This window comes from Psychromonas sp. MME1, assembly GCF_041080865.1.
Taxonomy (GTDB): domain Bacteria; phylum Pseudomonadota; class Gammaproteobacteria; order Enterobacterales; family Psychromonadaceae; genus Psychromonas.
On sequence record NZ_CP160906.1, the window covers coordinates 480,452 to 502,261 of the forward strand.

Genomic DNA, 21,810 nt, shown 5'->3' on the forward strand with positions numbered 1-21,810 from the left:
TTCAGCTATACTATCGGCGCGATAAAAAGCATAAAAATTAAATTTATTAAAGGAAAAAAAATGACTCCTATTGTTAAAAGTTTCCAGTATGGTGAACATACGGTAACACTAGAGACTGGCGTAATTGCTCGTCAAGCGACAGCCGCTGTAATGTGTAGCATGGACGATACTTCTGTATTCGTTTCGGTTGTTGGGAAAAACGCAGATGATGAAGAGCGTGATTTCTTTCCGCTTACCGTGAATTATCAAGAAAAAACCTATGCAGCGGGTAAAATTCCAGGTGGTTTCTTCAAACGTGAAGGCCGTCCATCTGAAGAAGAAACGCTAATTGCACGTCTTATTGACCGTCCAGTGCGTCCTCTGTTCCCTGAAGGTTTCAAAAACGAAGTACAAGTGATTGCAACAGTTGTTTCAATCAACCCTGAAGTTAATCCTGATATCGTTGCTATGATTGGTACTTCTGCTGCATTAGCTATTTCAGGTATGCCTTTTAATGGCCCTATTGGTTGTGCGCGCGTTGGTTATAAAGAAGGCCAATACCTACTAAACCCAACCAAAACTGAATTAGAAACAAGTGAACTTGACCTTGTTGTATCAGGTACAGACAGCGCCGTATTAATGGTTGAATCTGAAGCCTCTATTCTTTCTGAAGATGTGATGTTAGGTGCGGTTGTATTTGGTCACGATGAGCAACAAGCGGTTATTTCTGCAATCAAAGAGTTTGCAGCAGAGGTTGCTCGCCCAGCTTGGGATTGGACTGCACCTGCTCGTAATGAAGCATTAGATGCTTTAGTTGCACAGGAAGCGCGTGCGCGTTTCGAAGAAGCGTACCAGATCAGTGATAAAGGTCAGCGTTACGATGCGGTTAAAGCGATTACTACTGACGTTAAAGAAAAATTATTAGCGGCAGATGAAACATTAAATGCTAAACAGGTAGGTGAATATCTGCATGATTTAGAAAAAACAGTAGTACGTACCCGTATCATTAAAGGTGAGCCTCGCATCGATGGACGTGATCCTGAAAGTGTTCGCGCACTTGATGTGCGTACTGGCGTTTTACCTCGTACTCACGGATCATCACTCTTTACTCGTGGTGAAACACAAGCATTAGTTGTTGCGACATTAGGTACGCAACGTGATGCACAAATTATCGACAGCTTAATGGGAGAGAAAAGATCACTTCCTATTGCATTATAACTTCCCTCCATACTGTGTAGGTGAAACAGGTTTTGTTGGTTCGCCTAAGCGTCGTGAAATTGGTCACGGTCGTCTTGCTAAACGTGGTGTTTTAGCGGTAATGCCGACGGTTGAAGAGTTCCCATATACAGTACGTGTTGTATCGGAAATTACGGAATCTAACGGTTCATCTTCAATGGCTTCTGTTTGTGGTTCTTCTCTTGCGTTGATGGATGCAGGTGTCCCTCTTAAAGCTTCCGTTGCTGGTATTGCGATGGGTCTTGTTAAAGAAGGCGATGACTTCGTTGTTCTTTCTGATATCTTAGGTGATGAAGATCATCTTGGTGATATGGACTTTAAAGTTGCTGGTACAACTAACGGTATCACAGCACTGCAAATGGATATCAAAATTGAAGGTATCACACGTGAAATCATGCAAATTGCTTTAAACCAAGCAAAAGCGGCACGCTTACACATATTATCTGTAATGGATGAAGCTATCTCTGAAGGTCGTGATGATATTTCACAGTTTGCGCCTCGTATTCATACACTGAAAATTAACACGGATAAAATTCGTGATGTTATCGGTAAAGGTGGTGCGGTTATTCGTGCGCTATGTGAAGAAACGGGCACTACGATTGAAATTGAAGATGACGGTACCGTTAAAATTGCTGCAACTTCAGGAGAACAAGCTGATGATGCGATTAACCGTATTAAAGCACTGACTGCTGAGGTAGAAGTGGGGGCTATTTACACGGGCAAAGTCGTTCGTTTAGCTGATTTCGGTGCATTTGTAAACATACTTCCAGGTAAAGATGGGTTGGTTCATATCTCGCAAATCTGTGAAGAGCGTGTACAAAAAGTAGCGGATCACTTGTCTGAAGGACAAGAAGTAAAAGTTAAAGTACTAGAAGTTGATCGCCAAGGTCGTGTACGTTTAAGTATTAAAGAAGCTACTGAGAAGAAAGACGTACCAGCAGCAGAATAATCATTTTATTGATTGCAAAAAGGAAGCTTAGGCTTCCTTTTTTTATGCCTGAAAGAAAATTGAGAAGATGCATTGTTGTGGAAATTATCTACACGCATAAAAAAGCCGAGTGAGACTCGGCTTAACTAAAGAAAGTCGGTGTGCTAGAAAAATTTATTACTTTGCTTCACCAATAGGTAAAACAGTGCGACCAAATTGTTCATTGATGACTTCTGCCATTGCTAAGTAAATAGCGCTTAGACCACAGATAATACCTTCAAAGCCAGCAATGGTGCCAATCAAGCTTGAGCCAGTAAAATCACGAGCAGCAAGTAAAAAGAAAAGAACAGTTAGGCTTGCAAAAATAAACTTAAGCACAAAGTTGCCACGTAGTGTTGCGATAAACATAAATGCAGTGAAAACACCCCACATGACTAAATACCAAGCCATAAATGCATGTGGTGTCGCTTCCGCCCAACCTAAGGTAGGCATTACGATTAATGCAACAAGACTTACCCAGAAAAAGCCATAGGATGTAAATGCAGTTAAGCCAAAGGTATTACCTTTTTTAAATTCAAGAATACCGGCTATGATTTGTGCTGCGCCACCATAGCAAAGACCCATTGCAAGAATCATTGCACTAATAGGAAAAAAACCCGCATTATGAATGTTAAGTAAGACTGTTGTCATACCGAAACCCATTAAGCCAAGCGGCCCTGGATTTGCTAAATTTAGAGATTGTGACACGTTAGATACCTTTTGTTAGTTGAATAGGGAAGATCGCGCGCACGATAACATGGAAAAAATGTTTGTAAAGTGATTTGTAACAATAAATATCAAGTCACCTTTTTATCGGTTTTTAGTTGATTTATATATCAGTTCTAATTTATTTCCGTTTTAACGAACTTAATTTGCTGAGCGATAAAATGTTTGTATAAATTTTATTAGTGTTGTTCAATAAAATAGGTAGAATTAGAGAAATTTCCTATGAAAATGAACTTTGACTAATGACACTAACTACTCCCACTTTATCGATAAAAAATTTGCATAAATCATTTGCTGACAATGAAGTACTGAAAGGTATTGATTTAGATGCCTATAAAGGTGATGTTATATCAATTTTGGGCGCGTCAGGTTCAGGAAAAAGTACATTACTGCGTTGTGTTAATTTACTTGAAACGCCTACATCCGGTGACATACTGGTAAATGGTGAGTTGATTGAAATGAGAGTGGATAAAAATCGAGGTGCAGTGCCTGTTTCAATGCAACAGGTAGAGCGTATTCGTTCTCGTTTGGCAATGGTATTCCAAAGCTTTAACTTATGGTCACATCTGACAGTATTAGAAAATGTCATTGAAGCTCCTGTGCATGTACTTGGCGTTCCTAAAAAAGAGGCGATTGTTAAAGCAGAGGCATTTTTGCAACGAGTCGGTTTATATGAACGTAAGGATTATTATCCTGGGCAGCTCTCTGGTGGCCAACAGCAGCGTGTTGCAATTGCCAGAGCTTTAGCTGTTGAACCTGAAGTGATGCTGTTTGATGAACCGACGTCAGCACTCGATCCAGAGCTTGTTGGCGAGGTACTGAGTGTAATGCAAGGTTTAGCAGAAGAGGGGCGAACGATGTTAGTTGTCACTCATGAAATGGCATTTGCACGCGATGTATCGAGTAAGGTTTTATTTTTACATAAAGGTTTAGTCGAAGAGGAGGGGAAACCTGAAGATATTTTTAATAACCCTTCATCGGAACGATTTAAACAATTTATTTCGTCTGTTTATTAATGTAATTTATTAATAAAAACAATTTTACTGTTAAATAAGGATATACAATGAAAAAAACTAGCTTACTTATTGCACTTTTTGCTTTGTCTTTTAATGTTGCTCAGGCAAAAGAGTGGAAGCAGATCCGTATTGGTGTAGAAGGTGCCTACCCGCCATTTAGCAAAACAGAAGCTGATGGCAGTGTGACTGGGTTTGATATTGATATTGCTAATGCGCTTTGTGCTGAAATGAAAGCGAAATGTACGCTTGTTAAACAGGATTGGGATGGCATTATTCCTGCATTATTGGCGCGTAAGTATGATGCTATTATTGCAACAATGGATATTACCGCTGAGCGTAAAAAGAAAGTGGCGTTTACTGATAAATATCAACATATCCCTGCGCGTTTTGTTGCTTTAAAAGGTGCAGAGTACCAAGGTGATGACTCCTTTATGAAGGGCAAAAAAATCGGTGTACAACGTGCGACTACAATGGATTTATACATTTCAGATAATTACCCAAGTGCAGAAATCAAACGTTACGGCTCCGCTGACGAAGCGTATCTTGATTTAAAAGCAAATCGTTTAGATTATGTAATGGCTGACTCTGCAGCTATTTCTGATGGTTTATTGAATAAAGAGGGCGGGGAAAAGTTCGCCTTTATTGGTCCAAAATTAAATGATCCAAAATGGTTTGGTGAAGGTGCGGGTATTGCTGTGCGTAAACAAGATAAAGATCTTGTTGAGCAATTTAATAAAGCCATTCAAGCTATTCGTGCTAATGGTACGTATAAAACAATCCAAGACAAATATTTTAGCTTTGACGTTTATGGCGGTTAGCAATAAAATTTGTTAAGGATCCATACAAAGGATGGGAAACCATCCTTTTTTATTGAGTTTTGAAAGAATCACTTATGCATGAATTAATAAATTATCAAGGAATATTGCTCACTGGTGCTTGGCTAACCGTTCAAGTGGCATTGTTGTCTCTGCTTTTAGCGGTTATTTTAGGCTTGCTCGGGGCGCTTGCAAAATTATCCCAGTCACGTCTGTTAAAGGGCATTGCAACACTCTATACCACCGTTATTCGTGGTATTCCTGATCTAATTCTGATGTTGTTGATTTTTTTTGGTGGGCAGATGCTCGTTAATAACTTGAGCTATAACTTAAATGAGTGGTTAAACGACATTATTACCCGTTTTCAACCTAGCCACGAGTGGTACTCCTTTTTGCCCGATTATATTGATGTCAGCCCCTATTTTGCCGGAATCATGACAATTGGTTTTATTTTTGGTGCCTATATGGCAGAAACCTTTCGTGGCGCATATTTGGCGGTTGAAAAAGGCCAGTTGGAAGCAGCTAGAGCCTATGGTATGAATCCATATAAGATTTTTGTACGTGTCATGTTTCCACAGATGATGCGTCATGCATTACCTGGAATCGGTAATAACTGGTTAGTCTTATTAAAAACCACCTCATTAGTTTCAATTATTGGTCTACAGGATATGGTGAAAGTAGCAGGAGATGCAGCTGGCTCTACACAGCAGCCCTTTACGTTTTACCTAGCCGTTGCCTTAGTTTTTCTTTTTTTTACTTCAGTATCAACTGCATTTTTAAGTTATGCTGAGCGTAAATATAGCATTCAGACGAGATAGGGCGCATGGACTTTTCAATTATAATCAATGAGTTTCCTTTCTATTTGCAAGGTTTATGGACGACGATTTGGCTCGTGGCCATTTCATTGGTACTTGGTTTATTGATTGCTATTCCCGTTGGTATTTTACGTGGCAGTAATCATTACTTAGTTAAGGGGCCTGCTTGGCTCTACATGTACTTTTTTCGTGGTACGCCCTTGCTAGTGCAATTATTTATTATCTATTACGGTTCCGCGCAGTTTGTACAATTGCACGATAGTTGGTTATGGAACTACTTTCAAGAAGCTTGGTTTTGTGCTCTGTTAGCATTTACTTTAAATACAGGGGCTTATACGGCAGAAATCGTTCGTGGAGTTATCGCAACGATGCCCGCAGGTGAAATAGAGGCTGCCAAAGCCTATGGTATGAGTAAGTGGAAAATTTTGCGTCGTATTACCTTGCCTAACTCTATGCGTCGAGCTTTACCCGCATACAGTAATGAAATTATTTTTATGATCCATGGTAGTGCCATTGCGGGGGTTATTACTATTGTCGATATAACGGGGGCAGCACGCGTCGTCAACGCGCGCTATTATGCCCCATTTGAAGCTTACTTAATGGCCGGTTTGCTGTATATGTGTCTGACCTTTTCTGTTATTTACGCCTTTAAAAAATGGGAAAAACGCTATTCGCTGAGCTAATTATAAAAATAAAATGGCGTTAGGGTTAATCGGTATATTAGATAAGTTATTAACAAACGTATGATAAATGTTAGTGCAGAATGTTTTACCTTTTACCTAGTAAGGAGGAGGAATATTGTAGCGGTATCGTCTTTTTTTATTTGATTTTGTTGGAATACGAACGGTTACGTGATTAACATTAATTTTGAGAAGTATTTATTACTTTTAATCTTTAATTATCGTATCTAACAGTTAATTTATTCAAACTCATGGTATATTTACAAAAATTATTTTATCAACGCGATAATGTCACTAATTATTAGCTCCATCTAGTAAATGTGTCACACTGATTCGCGAAGTTTTATTAGGGATTTTATAAAGTATGGAAATAAAAGTATTAGCAGTTGCTTTAAGCTTTCTGTCATGTTCAGCTATCGCTGACGTAAAAACAATAGCCTCTGATGCGCACGAAAATAGTGAAGTAACCGTACAAAATATTGGGGATACGGCCTGTGTTTTTAACTATAAAAACAGTGATTACCTCACAACAGAGGGGATGCCTGTATTTTATACCTTTCAAGTTGAGCTCAAAGAAGGCGAGTTACAGGAGGGGATGCAATCTTGGTTACCCTACGGAATAAAACCTGGGGAGCCTAGTACCTTAGCATTTTACGATAAAAAAATCGGTAAAATCTATGAGTATACCTATAAAGTTTCTTCCTATGGCGAGCTTTTTTATCAAACAGACTTGTTTACCCATTTCTTGAATGTAGATAAAATTCAAATGCGTCAGGGCGGTGTGACAATAGATATGCCTGTTTATAGCAATAGCGGCATATCAAGTAAAACAATAAAGGCTTTTCAAAGTTGTGTTAATGATCTTAATGGCGCCTTGAAAACATATTGTAAAAGCTCTACTGACGCCTCTAAACAGTGCTTAGCCAAAAAATCGAATGCTAAAAAAGCATCTGTTAATGAAGTTATTAAAGACGATCCCGATTTTATTGCAGCGGCTAAACTCAAAGAGTTGGAAAAGTCAAAGGGATCAGAATCTATAAGTACGCCTGTTGTAAGTCAAGATGGTCAAGATAAAAAAGCATTCGAAGATGCTGTTGCCCTTGAAGTAGCAAAGGCGCTTAAACAAGCGCGCATTAAAGCTCTTGCTAGAGAGGCAAAACAAGCTGCTGAAGAAAAAAACAAGAAGAAAATTTCTATCTTTATTGATAATCCTGAAGGACCCTATCAACTTAATCGATATGGCAAACATAGTGCTGCTAATGTAAAAATTTCTAACGGTGGGTTACGTGGTAATATTATGCGCATTAGTTATTTGGGCAATAAAGATGTTGCCTATTTTGCGACTAAAAATGCGATAGATTACTCTGAATATACTTATCTTGAATTTGACCTTAAGCTAATCGCAGATCCGCATCCTAACTTTAATCTAAATATCAAGATGGATTGTGCGGGTTATTGTAGTTCAGGTCCATACAAGATAGAAAAACCAAGACTTGGAGAGTGGAAGCACTACAAGGTTCCGTTAGAGGATTTGCTTAATAACCCTGGTTCGAACCTTAATCTTATTAATGTCTATGTGCCATTTGCCGTTTTCCCAGATTGGGGAAGTCAAAATGGGGTTAAATTACAAGTAGATAGTATTACCCTGTCAAACTATTAAAACATGACTTATTAATTACCATTATTTGAGCAGAGGATAACACTCTGCTCCTTTTCTCTAATCATCCATTTGTTGTAACGTCTAAGACCAACCCGCATAATATTGTGATCATAACTTGCTGAGGAAAAATAAGGGAGAGCAAGCGACATAATTGAGTAATAGTAGTCGATTGCGATTGCATGCAACGCCGCAATTTATTATTTTAAGCCGCAAAGATAGATCAGATACTTATGTCGATTGGTATAAATAGAATCATATAATCAAAGTAATGACTCTCTGTTTTGTGAAAGCGCTTCCATTTGTGTTGTAGTTCTCTTTTTGGCTGTTCGTTAATCTGTATAATTTGCCTTTAGATGTTGATCAATTGTTAGCGTAATATCATCTATCATAGATTTTGCTTTAAAGCATAAATAGAGCAGCTATCTTTGTAAATGATACTGTTTCTACTCTTTAAGTTACTAACTACAAAAAAGGAAGCGCTTACAATTTGGGTTGGGTATGTCAATTTTAGATAAATGAATATCGTTAATTGGCTTTGATATTTTAATAAAAGGAATATTATAAAATATGCGAAATAACATTTTAGTCGTGGCGTTGAGTTTACTCTCTTATTCAGTTGCAGCTGAGGTAAAAACAGTTGCCCATAATGAGAATAAACATAGTGAAGTGCGTATGCAGAATATCGGTGATACTGCGTGTGTTTTAACCTACAAAAATAGTGATTATCTAACGACAGAGGGAATGCCTGTATTTTATACTTTCCAAGCTGAACTCAAAGAAGGGGAATTACAAAAAGGGATGCAATCTTGGTTACCCTATGGAATAAAACCAGGTGAGCCTAGTACGTTAGCTTTTTATGATAAAAAAATCGGCAAAATTTATGAGTATGCAGATGATACTTCTGTGTATGGCGAGTTGTTTTATAAAAAAGAGTTATTCGACCTTTTCTTAGCTGTAGATAAAATTCAAATGCGTCAGGGAGGAGTAACAATTGATATGCCGGTTTACAATAAAATTGATATGCCAGCTAAAACGGTAAATGCCTTTAAAAACTGTATTAAAGACCTTGATGTAGCGTTGAAAAAATATTGTAAAGGTTCTAAGGACGCCTCTAAATTATGTTTAGCTAAAATAGCCGAAGCTAAAAAAGTATCGGTCAAAGAGGTCATTAAGGACGATCCTGAGTTTCTTGCTGCCGCTAAAATTAAGGAGTTAGAAAAATCGAAGCTCCCTGAGTCTACAAAAACTTCTGATGCTAAAAATGAGGCTGCCGCAGCTGCTGCAGCAAAGAAGGCGTTTGATGAAGCTGTCGCACTTGAAGTGGCCAAAGCACTTAAAGAAGCAAGCAAGAAAGCAATTGATGAATCTGCTAACGATGCAGAGCCTGTTGCCATTGCTAAAACGCCAGAAATGCCAGCCGTTAAAAAAAGGAAAATACTTGATATTTATACGGAGGGCGTTTCTGAGCCCTATCGTTTAAGAAAATATGCGCAATATGACACTGTTTCGACTAATACAGCGATGGATGGAGAACACGGTCAGGTATCCCGTGTTCGCTATTCCACAAATAAAGGGGTTGCTTATTTCGATAGTAGTGGTGGCATCGATTATTCGGATTATAATTATCTTGAATTTGATTTAAAATTAGTTTCAGATCCTCGTGATGATGGTGGTCTTTTTATTAAAATGGATTGTTTTCACCCTTGCAATTGGGGCCGTTTCCCATTAGAAAACCTGAGTTGGATAAGTGGACACATTACTCGGTTACATTAAAAGATTTGGTTAATTATTCAGGCTCGACATTGGATTTACGCAATGTTAATGCACCATTTGCTATTTTACCTGATTGGGGAAATCAACGTGGCGTAGTGTTAATGATAGATAATGTGCGTATGAGTAATTAGGGGCTGCACGTTTTCGCACTTTCTACTAGCTAATCACTAGTTTATGTAGAATAACTACACTCTGAAAGTGCGAAATATTGCTGTAAAAATCAATGTTAAAGGTCAACAGTCCCTAACCTTTAATTTGATTTTAGTGCGCTAGGATTTGATCTAAAAATAATTTCAATCGATCCGATTGCGGATTGTTAAAAAAGGCTTGAGGTTCATTCTCTTCGATGATTTGTCCTGCATCCATAAAGATAACGCGATCGGCTACTTTTTTAGCAAACCCCATTTCATGAGTGACACAGATCATCGTGATACCTTCTTCAGCAAGCTCTACCATCACATCTAATACTTCAGATACCATTTCGGGGTCTAATGCCGATGTGGGTTCATCAAATAACATGATTTCAGGGTTGATACATAAGCAACGAGCAATCGCAACACGTTGTTGTTGTCCACCCGATAATTGATTTGGGTATTTATGTGCCTGATCGGCAATTTTTACTCGTTCAAGATAATACATTGCGGTTTTTATCGCTTCTTGGCGAGGTTTTTTATGTACCCATGTTGGTGCTATTAACAGATTCTCTAATACAGATAGGTGTGGAAATAGGTTGAAATGTTGGAATACCATCCCCACCTGGGCACGTATTTGACGAACCACTTTAACATCATCAATTAGAGCTGTACCATTAATGGTAATATCCCCTTTTTGAAATTTTTCTAAGTGATTTAAGCAGCGAATTGTCGTTGATTTTCCAGACCCTGAAGGGCCACAGATAACCACTTTTTCACCTTTTTTTATATTTAAATTAACGTCTTTTAGTACGTGGAAGTCACCATACCATTTATTGACATCTTGCATTTTTATCATAAATTCTTGTTCAGACATGGTTTTTTCCTATTAATGCTCAGTATTAAATTTTCGTTCAACGGCTTTTGAATAGCGTGACATGGTAAAACAACAACACCAATAAATCATGGTGACAAAAACATAACCTTCTACTTCAAAACCTAGCCAGTTACTATCACTTGTTGTTAAGGTAACCATGGCTAATACATCAAAGAGGCCAATGATTAAGACAAGGGTCGTATCTTTAAATAAAGAGATGAACGAACCAACTAAATTTGGGATTGAAATTTTAAGAGCCTGTGGCAATATAATTAAAATCATACCTTGCCAATAGCTCAGCCCCAATGATTTATATGCTTCATATTGCCCTCGGGGAATCGCCTGTAATCCTCCTCTAATGACCTCAGCGATATAAGCGGCTTGAAAGAGTGTTATGCCGATTAATGCGCGTAATAATTTATCAAAATCAATGCCATCATGAAAAAATAGCGGTAAGACAACCGATGCCATGAATAAGATGGTGATTAACGGCACGCCGCGTATAAATTCGATAAATCCAACGCACAACGTTTTCACAATGGGCATATCCGATTGCCGCCCAAGTGCTAACACAATGCCGATAGGGAATGAGGCTATAATGCCGACTGCTGCAACAACTAGGGTTAGCATTAATCCCCCCACTTTTCTGTCGCTACAGTTTCTAGACCAAATATGCCGCCATGAATTAAAATAAAACAAGTAATAGGATAGAGCAGCATCATCGTTAATTTTATTTTTAAATTTTTAATAACATGCAATAAAATTAGAAATGCAACACTGATCAATGCAACTAGATTTGGCCGCCAAATCTAATCTTCTGGATAGAATCCATACATAAATTGATTGAACTTTTCGCTAATAAATATCCACCTAGCACCACTATTAACTATCTCCTCTTTACTTCCACTCCATGTGGCATCGAAAATCATCCAGTCCATTAATGGTGGGATGGTTAAGTAAATAATATAAAATCCCAATAATGTCAGTAGTGAGTTACTGATATTTGAAAAAAGGTTTTCTCTAAGCCAAAACAGTAATCCTTTACTGGTTGCGGGTGCTGGTTTCGCTTCTTTTAAAGTATACACTGCCATTTTATCTTCCTTTAATTGCCATTCTGGCATTCACCCAGTTAAGAACAGTGAAATAACAATACTGAATGTTAGGTAAACAGCCATCGTCATTAATATAATTTCAATAGCTTGCCCCACTTGGTTGAGTGTTGTACCTGAAAATAATGTGACTATTTCAGGGTAACCAATCGCAGTTGCTAGCGAAGAGTTTTTGACTAAATTGAGGTACTGATTAATAACAGGAGGAATTATCACGCGTAAAGCTTGTGGTAAAACAACCTTGCGTAAAATAATGTGATCTTTTAATCCGAGTGATTTCGCTGCTTCTTTTTGCCCATCAGGTACCGCTTCAATACCTGCTCGTACTGCTTCCGCAATATAAGTTGCCGTATAAATGCTTAATGAAAAAATAAGGGCTAATAATTCCGGAATAATGGTTAAGCCACCTTTAAAATTAAATCCTTTTAATACAGGGTATTCTGCACTGATCGGCTGACCCGTAATAAAATAGAGAAGCAGGGGGGCTGTAACAAGTAATGCAATGGATACTTTGATAATTGGAAATTCTTCACCCGTTGTGTCGTGGCGTTTGCTTGCCCAGCGAGCTAAAAAGAAAACACTAACACAGGCCAGTAAAAAAGCGATTATAATAGCCATACTGCCATTTTCAAAGATTGGATTGGGTAGGAATAATCCACGGTTATTTAAAAAAATGGAATCCCAATAGGATAAACTTTGACGGGCGCTCGGTAGCGTTGCAAGTACAACGTTATACCAGAATAAAATTTGTAAGAGAATCGGGATATTACGAAAAGTTTCAATATAAACTGCTGATAATCTAGATATTAAAAAGTTGCTAGATAATCGTCCAACGCCTATTAATAACCCCAGTAATGACGCCAATACAATGCCTATTATCGATACGAGTAGTGTATTTAATAATCCGACTACGAATACATCATAATATGTTGACGCGCCATCGTCATACTCAATCAATGTTTGACTAATGCCAAAGCCAGCCGTTTCATTTAGAAATGAGAAACCTGTGCTAATACCTCTTTTTTCAATATTATCGAACATATTATTAGTAAAGTAATATGCCAGTATAAATACCGCTAACAATGCTGCAATTTGGTATATTACCGCGCGATTGTCAGGGTTGTTAATAGCAGAGAGTAAACTGTTGTTTTTGGGGGAGTGTGTATTATTGTTCATAGGTAGCCTTTAAAAAGGGGGCGAACCCCCTAAATTAATATTATCGAATTGGCATTGAGTACATTAACCCGCCTTTATTCCATAAATTATTCAATCCACAATCAATATTTAATGGTGAATCTTTACCTACATTGGCATCGAAAGATTCAGAGTAATTACCCACTTGCTTAATGATTTGATATGCCCAATCCGCTTTTAGTCCCAGGTCTTCACCTGCACTACCGCTAGTACCAAGTAAACGCTTAATACTTGGATTTTCAGATTTAAGTTGTGTATCAACATTCGCTTTAGTTACGCCCAGCTCTTCAGCCTCTAGGGTTGCGTAAAAAGTCCAACGGACGATATTAAACCAGTCATCATCTCCTTGACGAACCACTGGACCTAAAGGCTCTTTAGAAATAATTTCTGGTAATACGATGGCACTGTTTGGATCATTAAGTTTTTGTTTTAAACCATACAACTGAGATGCATCGGAAGTTACTGCATCACAGCGGCCATTTTTAAAGCCATCAATAGTTTGCCCTGATGTATCATAGGTAACGGCTTTATATTCCATGCCTGTCGATTTAAAGTAATCGGTCAAGTTTAGCTCTGTTGTTGTACCTGCTTGAATACAGAAAGTTGCACCATCTAACTCTTTGGCACTTTTTACACCTAGTTTTTTATTAACTAAAAAACCTTGTCCATCATAATAGTTAACACCCGCAAAATTAAGACCAAGTGAAGTGTCACGCGTTGCTGTCCAAGTGGTAGAACGAACTAACACATCTATTTCACCGCTCTGAAGTGCAGTAAAGCGCTCTTTAGCTGTTAGTGGAATATATTTTACTTTTTCAGCATCACCTAATACAGCCGCGGCAATTGAACGGCATAAATCTACATCAAGCCCCTTCCATACCCCTTTTGAATCAGTTGCGGAAAAGCCTGGAATACCTGTGGATACACCACAATTTAAAGCGCCTTTTTTAGTAACTTGCTCGAGTGTAGAGGCGGACGATAGACTAGGAAGGAGTGAAGCAATGCCTAAAACTAAAGCTATTTTTGTAACTTTCATCTTTATTTCCTTATAGAGTGTGATAGTAGCAAATTCAATAATTATTAAGTCATTGGTGTATCTGAAAGTAAATAGGCCGTTGAATAACAGTACATTTAGCACAGCCTTTGCCTACATTCATTTTCTTTGGACCCGTCGATTCTTTAACTATTGAAATTGGCATGATGATTAATTTCAATAAAGCGAATTCACTTATTCACTTATTACAAAGGCAGATATTGTGCCAATTTTAAAATTAACGTGTTTTTTCTTTAAAATTAGGTATTTCAATTGCTTATTTGTGATATGAAATGCCACGTTATGAAAATAGCGTAGCACTATATAAGAGAACTGCTTTTAAAAAGTACTGTTTTGGTGCATGTTGCACTAAAATAATGCGTCTTTATTTGTAAAAATGCGACATGCTTAAAGAAATCTAATTAATAATTATTATCATTGATGTCCATTATCTCAGTATCATCCTTATCTGAGCGTTTATTTTTGAATTCGTTGTATTTTGTTAGCAGTACGCCTAATTTTTCTGACTGCCATAAATTGCTTTGATTGGCGCAGGCTTCTTCTAGCTGTTTGATTTCCTCAGATAATTCCATTGTCATCTGTTTTTGCCACTTGAGCTGATCGCCGAGTTGTTTAAGGCTTTTCAGTTGTGGAAGTTCGCCTTGCCAGTAGTGCAAAAGTGCTTGATAGGTTTGTCGCGCATTCCCCTGCTTTAATGCCTGCTGTAGTGTGAGGTAAGCTTGTTTATTTTCACTCACTGATTGTTCTGCTTTTTGGGAGGCTCCATTTGTTAATTGTTTACGTATGTATAAGTGGTAAATAATCATCACTAGTAAAGCAAACAGCAGTATAGCCGTTGTTATTTGCCAATAAATAAGTTCGTTACTATTAACTATGATGTTATTGACTGGTTGTTTGGCTTGCTCCTCCTGTAGTGGGGGGGCTGTTTGTTGAACTATTGTTTGCGTATTGCTGTCGTTTGCTAATATGGTGACCGTTTGTGCTGGTAAAACGGCAAACTCTTGTTTGTCGGTAATGCTATTCCACCATGCTAATTTAATTTCTGGCAAGGTTAATTGGCCTGCTTTATCTGCAATAATTGCATGAGTCATTATTCGTGATGCATAAATTAAACCATTAATATTTTCTTCCTGTAAGTTATCTTTATCAGGGTAATAGCGTAAATTTGCAGGGTAATTGAAATCAATGTCGGACACTTTTTCACTATTAATTCCGGCAACTTGTAGTGTGACTTTTCGAGTAATGGGCTCTCCGACGTGATAACTTTTTTCTGTTAGCTGCTCATTTTCTATTAAACGTACATCTTCACTGATCAACCATTTTCCTTGGTAATTTTGGGGTTGTGCTTTTACCTGTATCGTTAAGCTATCTCCTCGGATATTTATTGGCTCAGAGACAATGCGGTTCTGCCAATCGCTTATTTGCTCTAATTTTCGTAAGTTTCCGGTTAATAAAGGCGATGATATGGTAAACGTGCCGACTTCAGTAGGCTCTATTTGATATTGTCGTGTGATTACCTGATAACGCATGCCATGACGAATAGTGATGCTATTTTTATCTTCACCATACACACTTATTTTAGCACCATTAAGTTGGGGAGGGTTGAGCTCTAAATCACGGCTATTTTGCGCTAGGTAGATAGTTGTTGTTAATCGCAGTGGTTGGTCAATATAAACACTTTTCTTGGTGATGCTGTTTTCCATAAATACCGCGTTATCGGCAAGTTTAGTTGCTTCTTCGGAGGGTTTTTTGACGGAAATTTGAATCGGTTTTGTTTTCAAAGAACCGATATTGATGGCGGGAATGGTTAGCTCACCAATTCGTTTTGCCTGTAGATTAATTTGCCAGACCGTTTGTCGCTGAGCATTTCCGTTAATAATCTGAGTGCTTCGGCTTTCAGAGGGGCGATATACTGTGAATTCTTGTTCAAGTGGTCGTGTATCTAACTTATATTCTGATCCCGTATCATTAAGTTCAATAGTTAACACAAATAGGTCACCTAAGAAAACTTGATTACTAGAAACAGATGTTTGTAATTGTGTGTTAGCTAAAGCACTAGGTAGTTGAAATAACATTAATAAAAGTGCGATAAAAAGAGATATTTGTGTGCGCATTACCAACTGTCTCCACTGTTTTGTCGTTTGACGGGTTTTGACTCCGCTCTTTTGTGATATTCCAAACGCATTTTGTTGCGTAATAAAAGAGCGGGATCATCGGGCATGTTTTTTAACCACATGGGAAGATCTTCAAGCTCTTGATTTTTTTCAGGGCCATTTTCTTGCTCAGCTAATTGTTGTGGTTCATTTTGTTGCTGCTCATTTTGCTGCTGCTCATTTTGCTGCTGCTCATTTTGCTGCTGCTCATTTTGTTGCTGCTCATTTTGTTGCTGCTCATTGTGCTGCTGCTCATTTTGCTGCTGCTCATTTTGTTGCTGCTCATTTTGCTGCTGCTCATTTTGCTGCTGCTCATTTTGCTGCTGCTCATTTTGCTGCTGCTCATTTTGCTGCTGCTCATTTTGCTGCTGCTCATTTTGTTGCTGCTCATTTTGCTGCTGCTCATTTTGTTGCTGCTCATTTTGCTGCTGCTCATTTTGTTGCTGCTCATTTTGCTGCTGCTCATTTTGCTGCTGTTCGTTTTGCTGCTGCTCATTTTGTTGCTGTTCGTTTTGTTGCTGTTGATTTTGTAACTCTTCAATTAATTTTTTATTATCTGCCGCAACTTGTAATGTCGGATCGATTTTTAGTGCTTGTTCATAGGCTGTGATAGCTTTATCAAGCTCTTGCAATTGTGCTAAGGCATTTCCTTGATTATAAAAAGCCGTGGCATCATTGGGATTGGCTCGCGTAGCTTTGTTATATTGCTCTAGTGCTTCTTGGTACTGCTTGTTTTGATAGAGCGCGCTGCCCTTTGCATTGGGGTTTTTGTATAATTCTGCGGCAATGTCATAGTTTTTTTCTTGGTATGCTTGGTAGGCATTTTGTTGATTATTTTGCCAAATTGACGCCTGTGCCGCTGGCGGGGTAACTAAGGTTGTCGTTAACCCTAGTAAGGCGATATAAAAAAGACCTTTTCTAAATAGTAATAAAAAAAGTGGTAGCAATAGAAAAGCGATCCAATAGCCATCATCTTTAGGAAATTGATCCGCTGATGAGGTTTTGTCTTCGCTTTTGTGACCCGTTGGTACGCTAAAATAATTGCCGAGTTGTTTAATATCTGAATTTGTATTTTTTATTGTTAAAAATAAGCCATCACTAGCCTTTGTTATTGCATACATCGCTTTAGTTTGTAAGGTCGGGATAACAATATCCCCTTGCTGATCTTTTAATAGAGTGCCATCCGTTAATTTTATTGGTGCTCCTTTGCTAGTGCCGACAGCTAACATTGAAACAATCCAATCTGTTCCTTCAATGCGTTGTAACATTTTTTGTGATGTTTCTTCATCAATACCATCACTAATAAAAACAATATGCCCTTGTTGGTAATTGGCATTTTGTAACAATGCAATGGCTTTCTCTAGCGCTATGTCTGCATTCGATCCCGTTACGGGCATGATATCCGGTGAAAGACTGGCTATGTGATTGATGATGGAATTACCATCTGGGGTTAAGGGAGAAATAGTAAAGGGCTCGCCAGCATAAGCTATTAGCGCTTTTTCGCCTTCCCCCCATTGTTTAATAAGATCGATTGCTTTGTATTTAGCTTGGCTTACGCGGTTAGGTTTGATGTCCGTTGCGTACATAGAGTAGGAGAGATCTAGCACTAAAACTTGTGCTTTTTGCATCTCATAAACGGGTAATTGTAGACTACGCCAACTTGGTCCCGATAATGCGATGCACGCAATCGTAGTGAGTAAAGGTAACAGCAGTTGTTTGCTTTTGCTGAAGGTATCGGTACTCACTAACTGTTTGCTTAAATGGGGAGCAATTAACGGGTTTGCACGCTCTTTTTTAGCCGATTGTTGTTTTATCAACAAAAAGAGAGGGATAACAAACAATCCAAGTAACCATAAAGGTCGTAAAAATTGCAGTGGCATCAAGGTGCTTTCAGGCAACATAAATCCCTCTTAATTTAAAGTACAGTGAAGATATGATTAATATCAGCAAGGCGATTGATAGGGGCCAATAAAAAAGATCTTTTTCTGGACGAAACTCTAAGAAGTCACTATCTATTGGTTCTAGTCGATTCAATTGTGTGTAGATATCATCTAGCTCCTGCTGGTTGCGGGCTCGAAAATATTTTCCTCCTGTAATTTTAGCAATCTCAGTTAACGCCTTTTCATCAAGATCTGCAGAAGGATTTACCTTCTGGTAGCCGAATATATCGCGCTTAATCATCTCATCCGCACCAATACCAATGGTATAGATGGTGATGTTATTTTTAGCTGCTTGTGTAGCTGCTTGTATGGGATCAATTCGTCCTGCGGTATTTGCGCCATCGGTCAATAAAATCAGTACGCGTTGATCATTTTGGTTTTCAACAAAACGTTTAATCGCCAGTGCGATAGATTCTCCGATAGCGGTGCGTTTACCTACCAAGCCAATTTCCGTTTCATCAATCATTTGATTAATGGTTTTTAAGTCAAAGGTGAGTGGTGTTTGTAGATACGCATGGTCAGCAAAAAGGATTAATCCTAAACGGTCACCTTCGCGTTTGTTAATAAAGGTTTTTAATAGATCTTTGACAAGGGTAAGGCGATCGACGTTTCTGCCATTTAAGGGCATATCCACTTCTTGCATACTGCCTGATAAATCTAATGAGATAACCATATCTCGGCCTTGTTGTTGCAGGCGTATTGGCTCGCCAAACCAGATTGGTTTGGCTAATGCTGTTAGTAATAATAACCATACAAGCCATGGAATAAATTGCTTAAATTTATTACTACTTAGTGGTGACTGTCGTGGTGATAGAGCGCGAGCAAGGGGCAGCCAAATTTGCTGAGCCTGTTGTTTTTTGGCCTGTAACAATTGTCGTACCACTAATGGCAGTGGTAAAAGTAGGAAAATCCACCAATAAATAAACTCAAACATTTTTATTAACCTCTTGTTCTCGTTTTCTGATTTGTACAGGGAGGTTTTTTATCCACCTTTTGGCCTGATCATAATCATTATCGGTGCAGGCAGGTGTATCATTTCGATATAGACGTTTTACAAAGGCTTCTTTGCTGTTGAAAATAGGCTCTTTGGCATGGATATGTAAAAATTCAAACCATTGTTCACCATGCAATGATGCCACTTTTTGTCTTGGAAAGTAACTTAATGCGACACCTTTTAATAGTTGATTTAACAGTACAAAATTAGCATTAGAGCGTTGCAGTTGCCGTAATTGTTGCAGCGCTTTTTGCTGTTTCTGTTTTTCTTGCTGTTGTTTTTTATAGAGATAGGTAGATGCGATTGCTAAGCCAATAACAAGCGCTATTAGAAACCAATATATTGCAGCGAGAGGCCACCAACTCGGTATACTCGGTGCTATCACATCATGTAGTTGAGCGAGTGGACTTGCATTAGCTTGCGGGGACATGAAATTGCTCCATTAATGAGGTTGCTGCCGTAAGCTGATGAAGTGGGATACCTTGTTTGATAAATAGGCTCGCGATCTGCTGTTGGCGCTGACTCGCATCATTTTGATATTGTTGCAGTGCATTTTTTTCGTTGAAGTAGCCGCTGCCGTACAGGCTATTAATTTTCAGATTAATTTTTTGTACATTTTTAGGGAGTGTTAACTCGAGCGGATCACTAATTTGCCATGCATTGATTTGATTATGTCGACGCATCAAGCTAATTAGTTTTTGGCAGTCACTGTTTAGCTGTGAAAAATCGCTAATTAAATGAATTTGGCTGCCCGTTTGTACTAAACGAGAAAGGCGTTGTAGCTGTAATACTAAAGCTTGAGGATTATCATTCAATTTCAAGGGGGCAGATTGACATAATGCTTCACTTTGGTGAAGGAATGCCATTAAACCTCTATTTCGGCCTGCGGGTTTTAACTCTGCGACACTCTGCTGATTGAATATTATGCCACCTAAACGGTCATTACGTTGTTTCGCTTGCCAGCCTAATAAAGCCCCTAAATGACAAGCTTGTACGGATTTAAACGCAAATTGACTACCAAAAATCATGCTGTCAGAGAGATCGAGTAAAATAAAAACGGGGCGCTCTTTCTCTTCTTGAAACAGTTTAGTATGTGCTTTTCCGGTGCGAGCCGTGACCGACCAATCTATCGAGCGGACATCATCACCCGGTTGATAATGACGTACTTCGGCAAACTCCATGCCGCGGCCTTTAATATTGGCTAAATAGTTGCCTGCTAAATGCTTTGCCGCAACATGAGTAATGGGTTGCAGCTTCAGTTTTGCCTGTTGTTTATAACTGAGCAATTCATTAAGGCTAACATCCACGCCCGTTAAATAGGGCGTATTAGCAAAAATTTGTGGTTTAGTGACGTTCATTAGGCTGGAATCGCTACCTGATTGATAATCTCTTGAATAACGCGGTTAGCATTAATGCCCTGTGCTTCGGCTTCGTAGCTTAGTATCAGGCGATGACGTAATACAGGATAAAGGTTGCTAATAATATCATCAGGCATCACATAATCGCGATTATCAAGCCATGCGCGTGCTTTTGCGGTACGCATTAATGCCAAAGTTGCACGGGGACTGGCCCCATAATTTATCCACTCTTTTAATTGTGCACCATATTTTTCTGGTTGACGTGTTGCGATGATGAGGTCGATTAAATATTGCTCTAAATGAGGAGCAATATTAATGGTCATTATCTCTTCACGTATAGAGAATATTTGCTCGTTTAATAGTGGTGTTACTTCGGCAACCTTTTCTTTTAAAATTTCTTTTTGATTAAGTTGTAAAATTTCTTTTTCAGTAGCCGCATCAGGGTAATCTAGTTCTAAATGCATGATGAAACGATCCAATTGTGCTTCAGGCAATGGGTAGGTGCCTTCTTGCTCTAATGGATTTTGTGTCGCCATTACTAAAAATAGTTCGGGTAATGGATAGGTTTTTTTACCCACGGTAATTTGACGCTCAGCCATCGCTTCTAATAGTGCTGATTGTACTTTGGCTGGTGCGCGGTTTATCTCATCGGCTAAAATTAAATTATGAAATAGAGGCCCTTTTTCAAAAATAAATTCACCAGTCTCTTGGCGAAATATATCGGTGCCCGTTAAATCAGAGGGTAACAAGTCGGGCGTAAATTGAATTCGGTGAAAATCACCTTCAATCCCCTCTGATAACGCATTGATTGCTCGTGTTTTTGCAAGCCCTGGAGGGCTTTCCACAAGGATATGGCCATCAGCAAGTAAGGCAATTAATAAGCCATCAACCAGTTCGCTTTGTCCTAAAATCATTTTATTAAGGTAAGTTCGTAATGCATCAAGTTGTTTTTTAGCCATCTTTATACTCTATTAAAATATTGATTTTTATGGAAAGAAAGAAAATATACTGAGTATGATACCCAACTTCAAGATATATAGTTTATTTAAAATAATGCAATACCTTGTATATAGTGTCAATAATCGACTAAGCTAAAAAATTATGATATTGCGCATGTTTTTTTCTTAGTTATTACGTATCCTTACCATTAATTTAAAGAAGAGGAATAAAAATGAGTGAATTAGAATCTATTATTTGGCACATTCTCGGTTACTCTGCCATGCCTGTGATTTTTATTATGGGCTTTATTGGTGTGTTTTGTGTCTCTGCTGTTATATTGAATATGTTAGGCGAAACCCCTATTGAAGATTAATGTTGTTTAGCAATATTTATT

The 21,810-nt window shown here is 38.4% G+C and carries 18 protein-coding genes and 3 pseudogenes; 10 read left to right on the forward strand and 11 right to left on the reverse strand.

The window, feature by feature from the left end; genetic code table 11:
- Positions 1–60: 60 nt before the first annotated feature.
- Positions 61–2,164: pseudogene (pnp, locus tag AB2N10_RS02355) on the forward strand (polyribonucleotide nucleotidyltransferase).
- 156 nt (positions 2,165–2,320) lie between these two features.
- On the opposite strand, the gene AB2N10_RS02360 reads toward pnp, so the two are convergent.
- Positions 2,321–2,890, reverse strand: coding sequence for an acetate uptake transporter (locus tag AB2N10_RS02360; RefSeq protein ID WP_369434253.1), 570 nt, complete (start codon positions 2,888–2,890; stop codon positions 2,321–2,323).
- A gap of 260 nt (positions 2,891–3,150) precedes the next feature.
- On the opposite strand from AB2N10_RS02360, the gene AB2N10_RS02365 reads away from it, so the two are divergent.
- The 7 genes from AB2N10_RS02365 (at position 3,151) to AB2N10_RS02395 (ending at position 9,798) form a co-directional block, all read left to right on the forward strand.
- Positions 3,151–3,924: an ABC transporter ATP-binding protein gene (locus tag AB2N10_RS02365; RefSeq protein WP_354624955.1), complete on the forward strand. Its 774-nt coding sequence runs from the start codon at positions 3,151–3,153 to the stop codon at positions 3,922–3,924.
- 47 nt (positions 3,925–3,971) lie between these two features.
- Positions 3,972–4,742, forward strand: coding sequence for an ABC transporter substrate-binding protein (locus tag AB2N10_RS02370; RefSeq protein WP_354624956.1), 771 nt, complete (start codon positions 3,972–3,974; stop codon positions 4,740–4,742).
- Between the two features lie 74 nt (positions 4,743–4,816).
- Positions 4,817–5,557 carry an ABC transporter permease subunit gene (locus AB2N10_RS02375; protein WP_354624957.1) on the forward strand — a complete coding sequence of 247 codons (741 nt, stop codon included), beginning with the start codon at positions 4,817–4,819 and terminating at the stop codon, positions 5,555–5,557.
- 5 nt (positions 5,558–5,562) lie between these two features.
- A complete protein-coding gene (locus AB2N10_RS02380; protein ID WP_354624958.1) occupies positions 5,563–6,237 on the forward strand; it encodes an ABC transporter permease in 675 nt (224 codons plus the stop codon).
- Between the two features lie 361 nt (positions 6,238–6,598).
- Positions 6,599–7,894: a hypothetical protein gene (locus AB2N10_RS02385; protein WP_354624959.1), complete on the forward strand. Its 1,296-nt coding sequence runs from the start codon at positions 6,599–6,601 to the stop codon at positions 7,892–7,894.
- A 567-nt stretch (positions 7,895–8,461) separates the two neighbouring features.
- A complete protein-coding gene (locus AB2N10_RS02390; protein ID WP_369434254.1) occupies positions 8,462–9,667 on the forward strand; it encodes a hypothetical protein in 1,206 nt (401 codons plus the stop codon).
- Complete coding sequence (locus tag AB2N10_RS02395) at positions 9,634–9,798, forward strand: hypothetical protein (protein WP_369434255.1); 165 nt, start codon at positions 9,634–9,636, stop codon at positions 9,796–9,798. The genes AB2N10_RS02390 and AB2N10_RS02395 overlap by 34 nt, the downstream gene beginning before the upstream one ends.
- Before the next feature lie 130 nt (positions 9,799–9,928).
- On the opposite strand, the gene AB2N10_RS02400 is transcribed toward AB2N10_RS02395, so the two are convergent.
- The 5 genes and pseudogenes from AB2N10_RS02400 to AB2N10_RS02420 all read right to left on the reverse strand — a co-directional run bounded on the left by AB2N10_RS02400 (position 9,929) and on the right by AB2N10_RS02420 (position 16,146).
- Positions 9,929–10,675, reverse strand: a complete 747-nt coding sequence (locus tag AB2N10_RS02400; protein WP_354624961.1) for an amino acid ABC transporter ATP-binding protein — start codon at positions 10,673–10,675, stop codon at positions 9,929–9,931.
- Positions 10,676–10,687: 12 nt separating this feature from the next.
- Positions 10,688–11,766, reverse strand: a pseudogene (locus AB2N10_RS02405) (amino acid ABC transporter permease).
- A gap of 30 nt (positions 11,767–11,796) precedes the next feature.
- A complete protein-coding gene (locus AB2N10_RS02410; protein ID WP_369434256.1) occupies positions 11,797–12,960 on the reverse strand; it encodes an amino acid ABC transporter permease in 1,164 nt (387 codons plus the stop codon).
- A gap of 40 nt (positions 12,961–13,000) precedes the next feature.
- Positions 13,001–14,014, reverse strand: a complete 1,014-nt coding sequence (locus AB2N10_RS02415) for an amino acid ABC transporter substrate-binding protein (protein WP_369434257.1) — start codon at positions 14,012–14,014, stop codon at positions 13,001–13,003.
- A 419-nt stretch (positions 14,015–14,433) separates the two neighbouring features.
- Complete coding sequence (locus AB2N10_RS02420; protein WP_354624965.1) at positions 14,434–16,146, reverse strand: BatD family protein; 1,713 nt, start codon at positions 16,144–16,146, stop codon at positions 14,434–14,436.
- Positions 16,147–16,327: 181 nt separating this feature from the next.
- Between AB2N10_RS02420 and AB2N10_RS02425 the strand changes: the two genes are divergently transcribed.
- Positions 16,328–16,795, forward strand: coding sequence for a pentapeptide repeat-containing protein (locus tag AB2N10_RS02425; protein ID WP_369434644.1), 468 nt, complete (start codon positions 16,328–16,330; stop codon positions 16,793–16,795).
- Here AB2N10_RS02425 and AB2N10_RS02430 read toward each other — a convergent pair.
- From AB2N10_RS02430 to AB2N10_RS02450, 5 genes and pseudogenes are all read right to left on the reverse strand, one after another.
- Positions 16,770–18,086 (reverse strand): annotated as a pseudogene (locus tag AB2N10_RS02430) (VWA domain-containing protein); the annotation flags it as partial. The gene AB2N10_RS02425 and the pseudogene AB2N10_RS02430 sit on opposite strands and share 26 nt — an antisense overlap.
- A complete protein-coding gene (locus AB2N10_RS02435) occupies positions 18,076–19,059 on the reverse strand; it encodes a VWA domain-containing protein (RefSeq protein ID WP_354624966.1) in 984 nt (327 codons plus the stop codon). The pseudogene AB2N10_RS02430 and the gene AB2N10_RS02435, both read right to left, overlap by 11 nt.
- Entirely contained in the window at positions 19,052–19,549 is a 498-nt protein-coding gene (locus tag AB2N10_RS02440) for a DUF4381 domain-containing protein (RefSeq protein ID WP_354624967.1), read from the reverse strand. The genes AB2N10_RS02435 and AB2N10_RS02440 overlap by 8 nt, the downstream gene beginning before the upstream one ends.
- Positions 19,533–20,477, reverse strand: coding sequence for a DUF58 domain-containing protein (locus AB2N10_RS02445; RefSeq protein ID WP_354624968.1), 945 nt, complete (start codon positions 20,475–20,477; stop codon positions 19,533–19,535). The genes AB2N10_RS02440 and AB2N10_RS02445 overlap by 17 nt, the downstream gene beginning before the upstream one ends.
- Positions 20,477–21,436 carry a MoxR family ATPase gene (locus AB2N10_RS02450; protein ID WP_354624969.1) on the reverse strand — a complete coding sequence of 320 codons (960 nt, stop codon included), beginning with the start codon at positions 21,434–21,436 and terminating at the stop codon, positions 20,477–20,479. The genes AB2N10_RS02445 and AB2N10_RS02450 overlap by 1 nt, the downstream gene beginning before the upstream one ends.
- A 212-nt stretch (positions 21,437–21,648) precedes the next feature.
- On the opposite strand from AB2N10_RS02450, the gene AB2N10_RS02455 reads away from it, so the two are divergent.
- Positions 21,649–21,789, forward strand: a complete 141-nt coding sequence (locus AB2N10_RS02455; protein WP_354624970.1) for a TIGR02808 family protein — start codon at positions 21,649–21,651, stop codon at positions 21,787–21,789.
- The last annotated feature ends 21 nt before the right edge of the window (positions 21,790–21,810 follow it).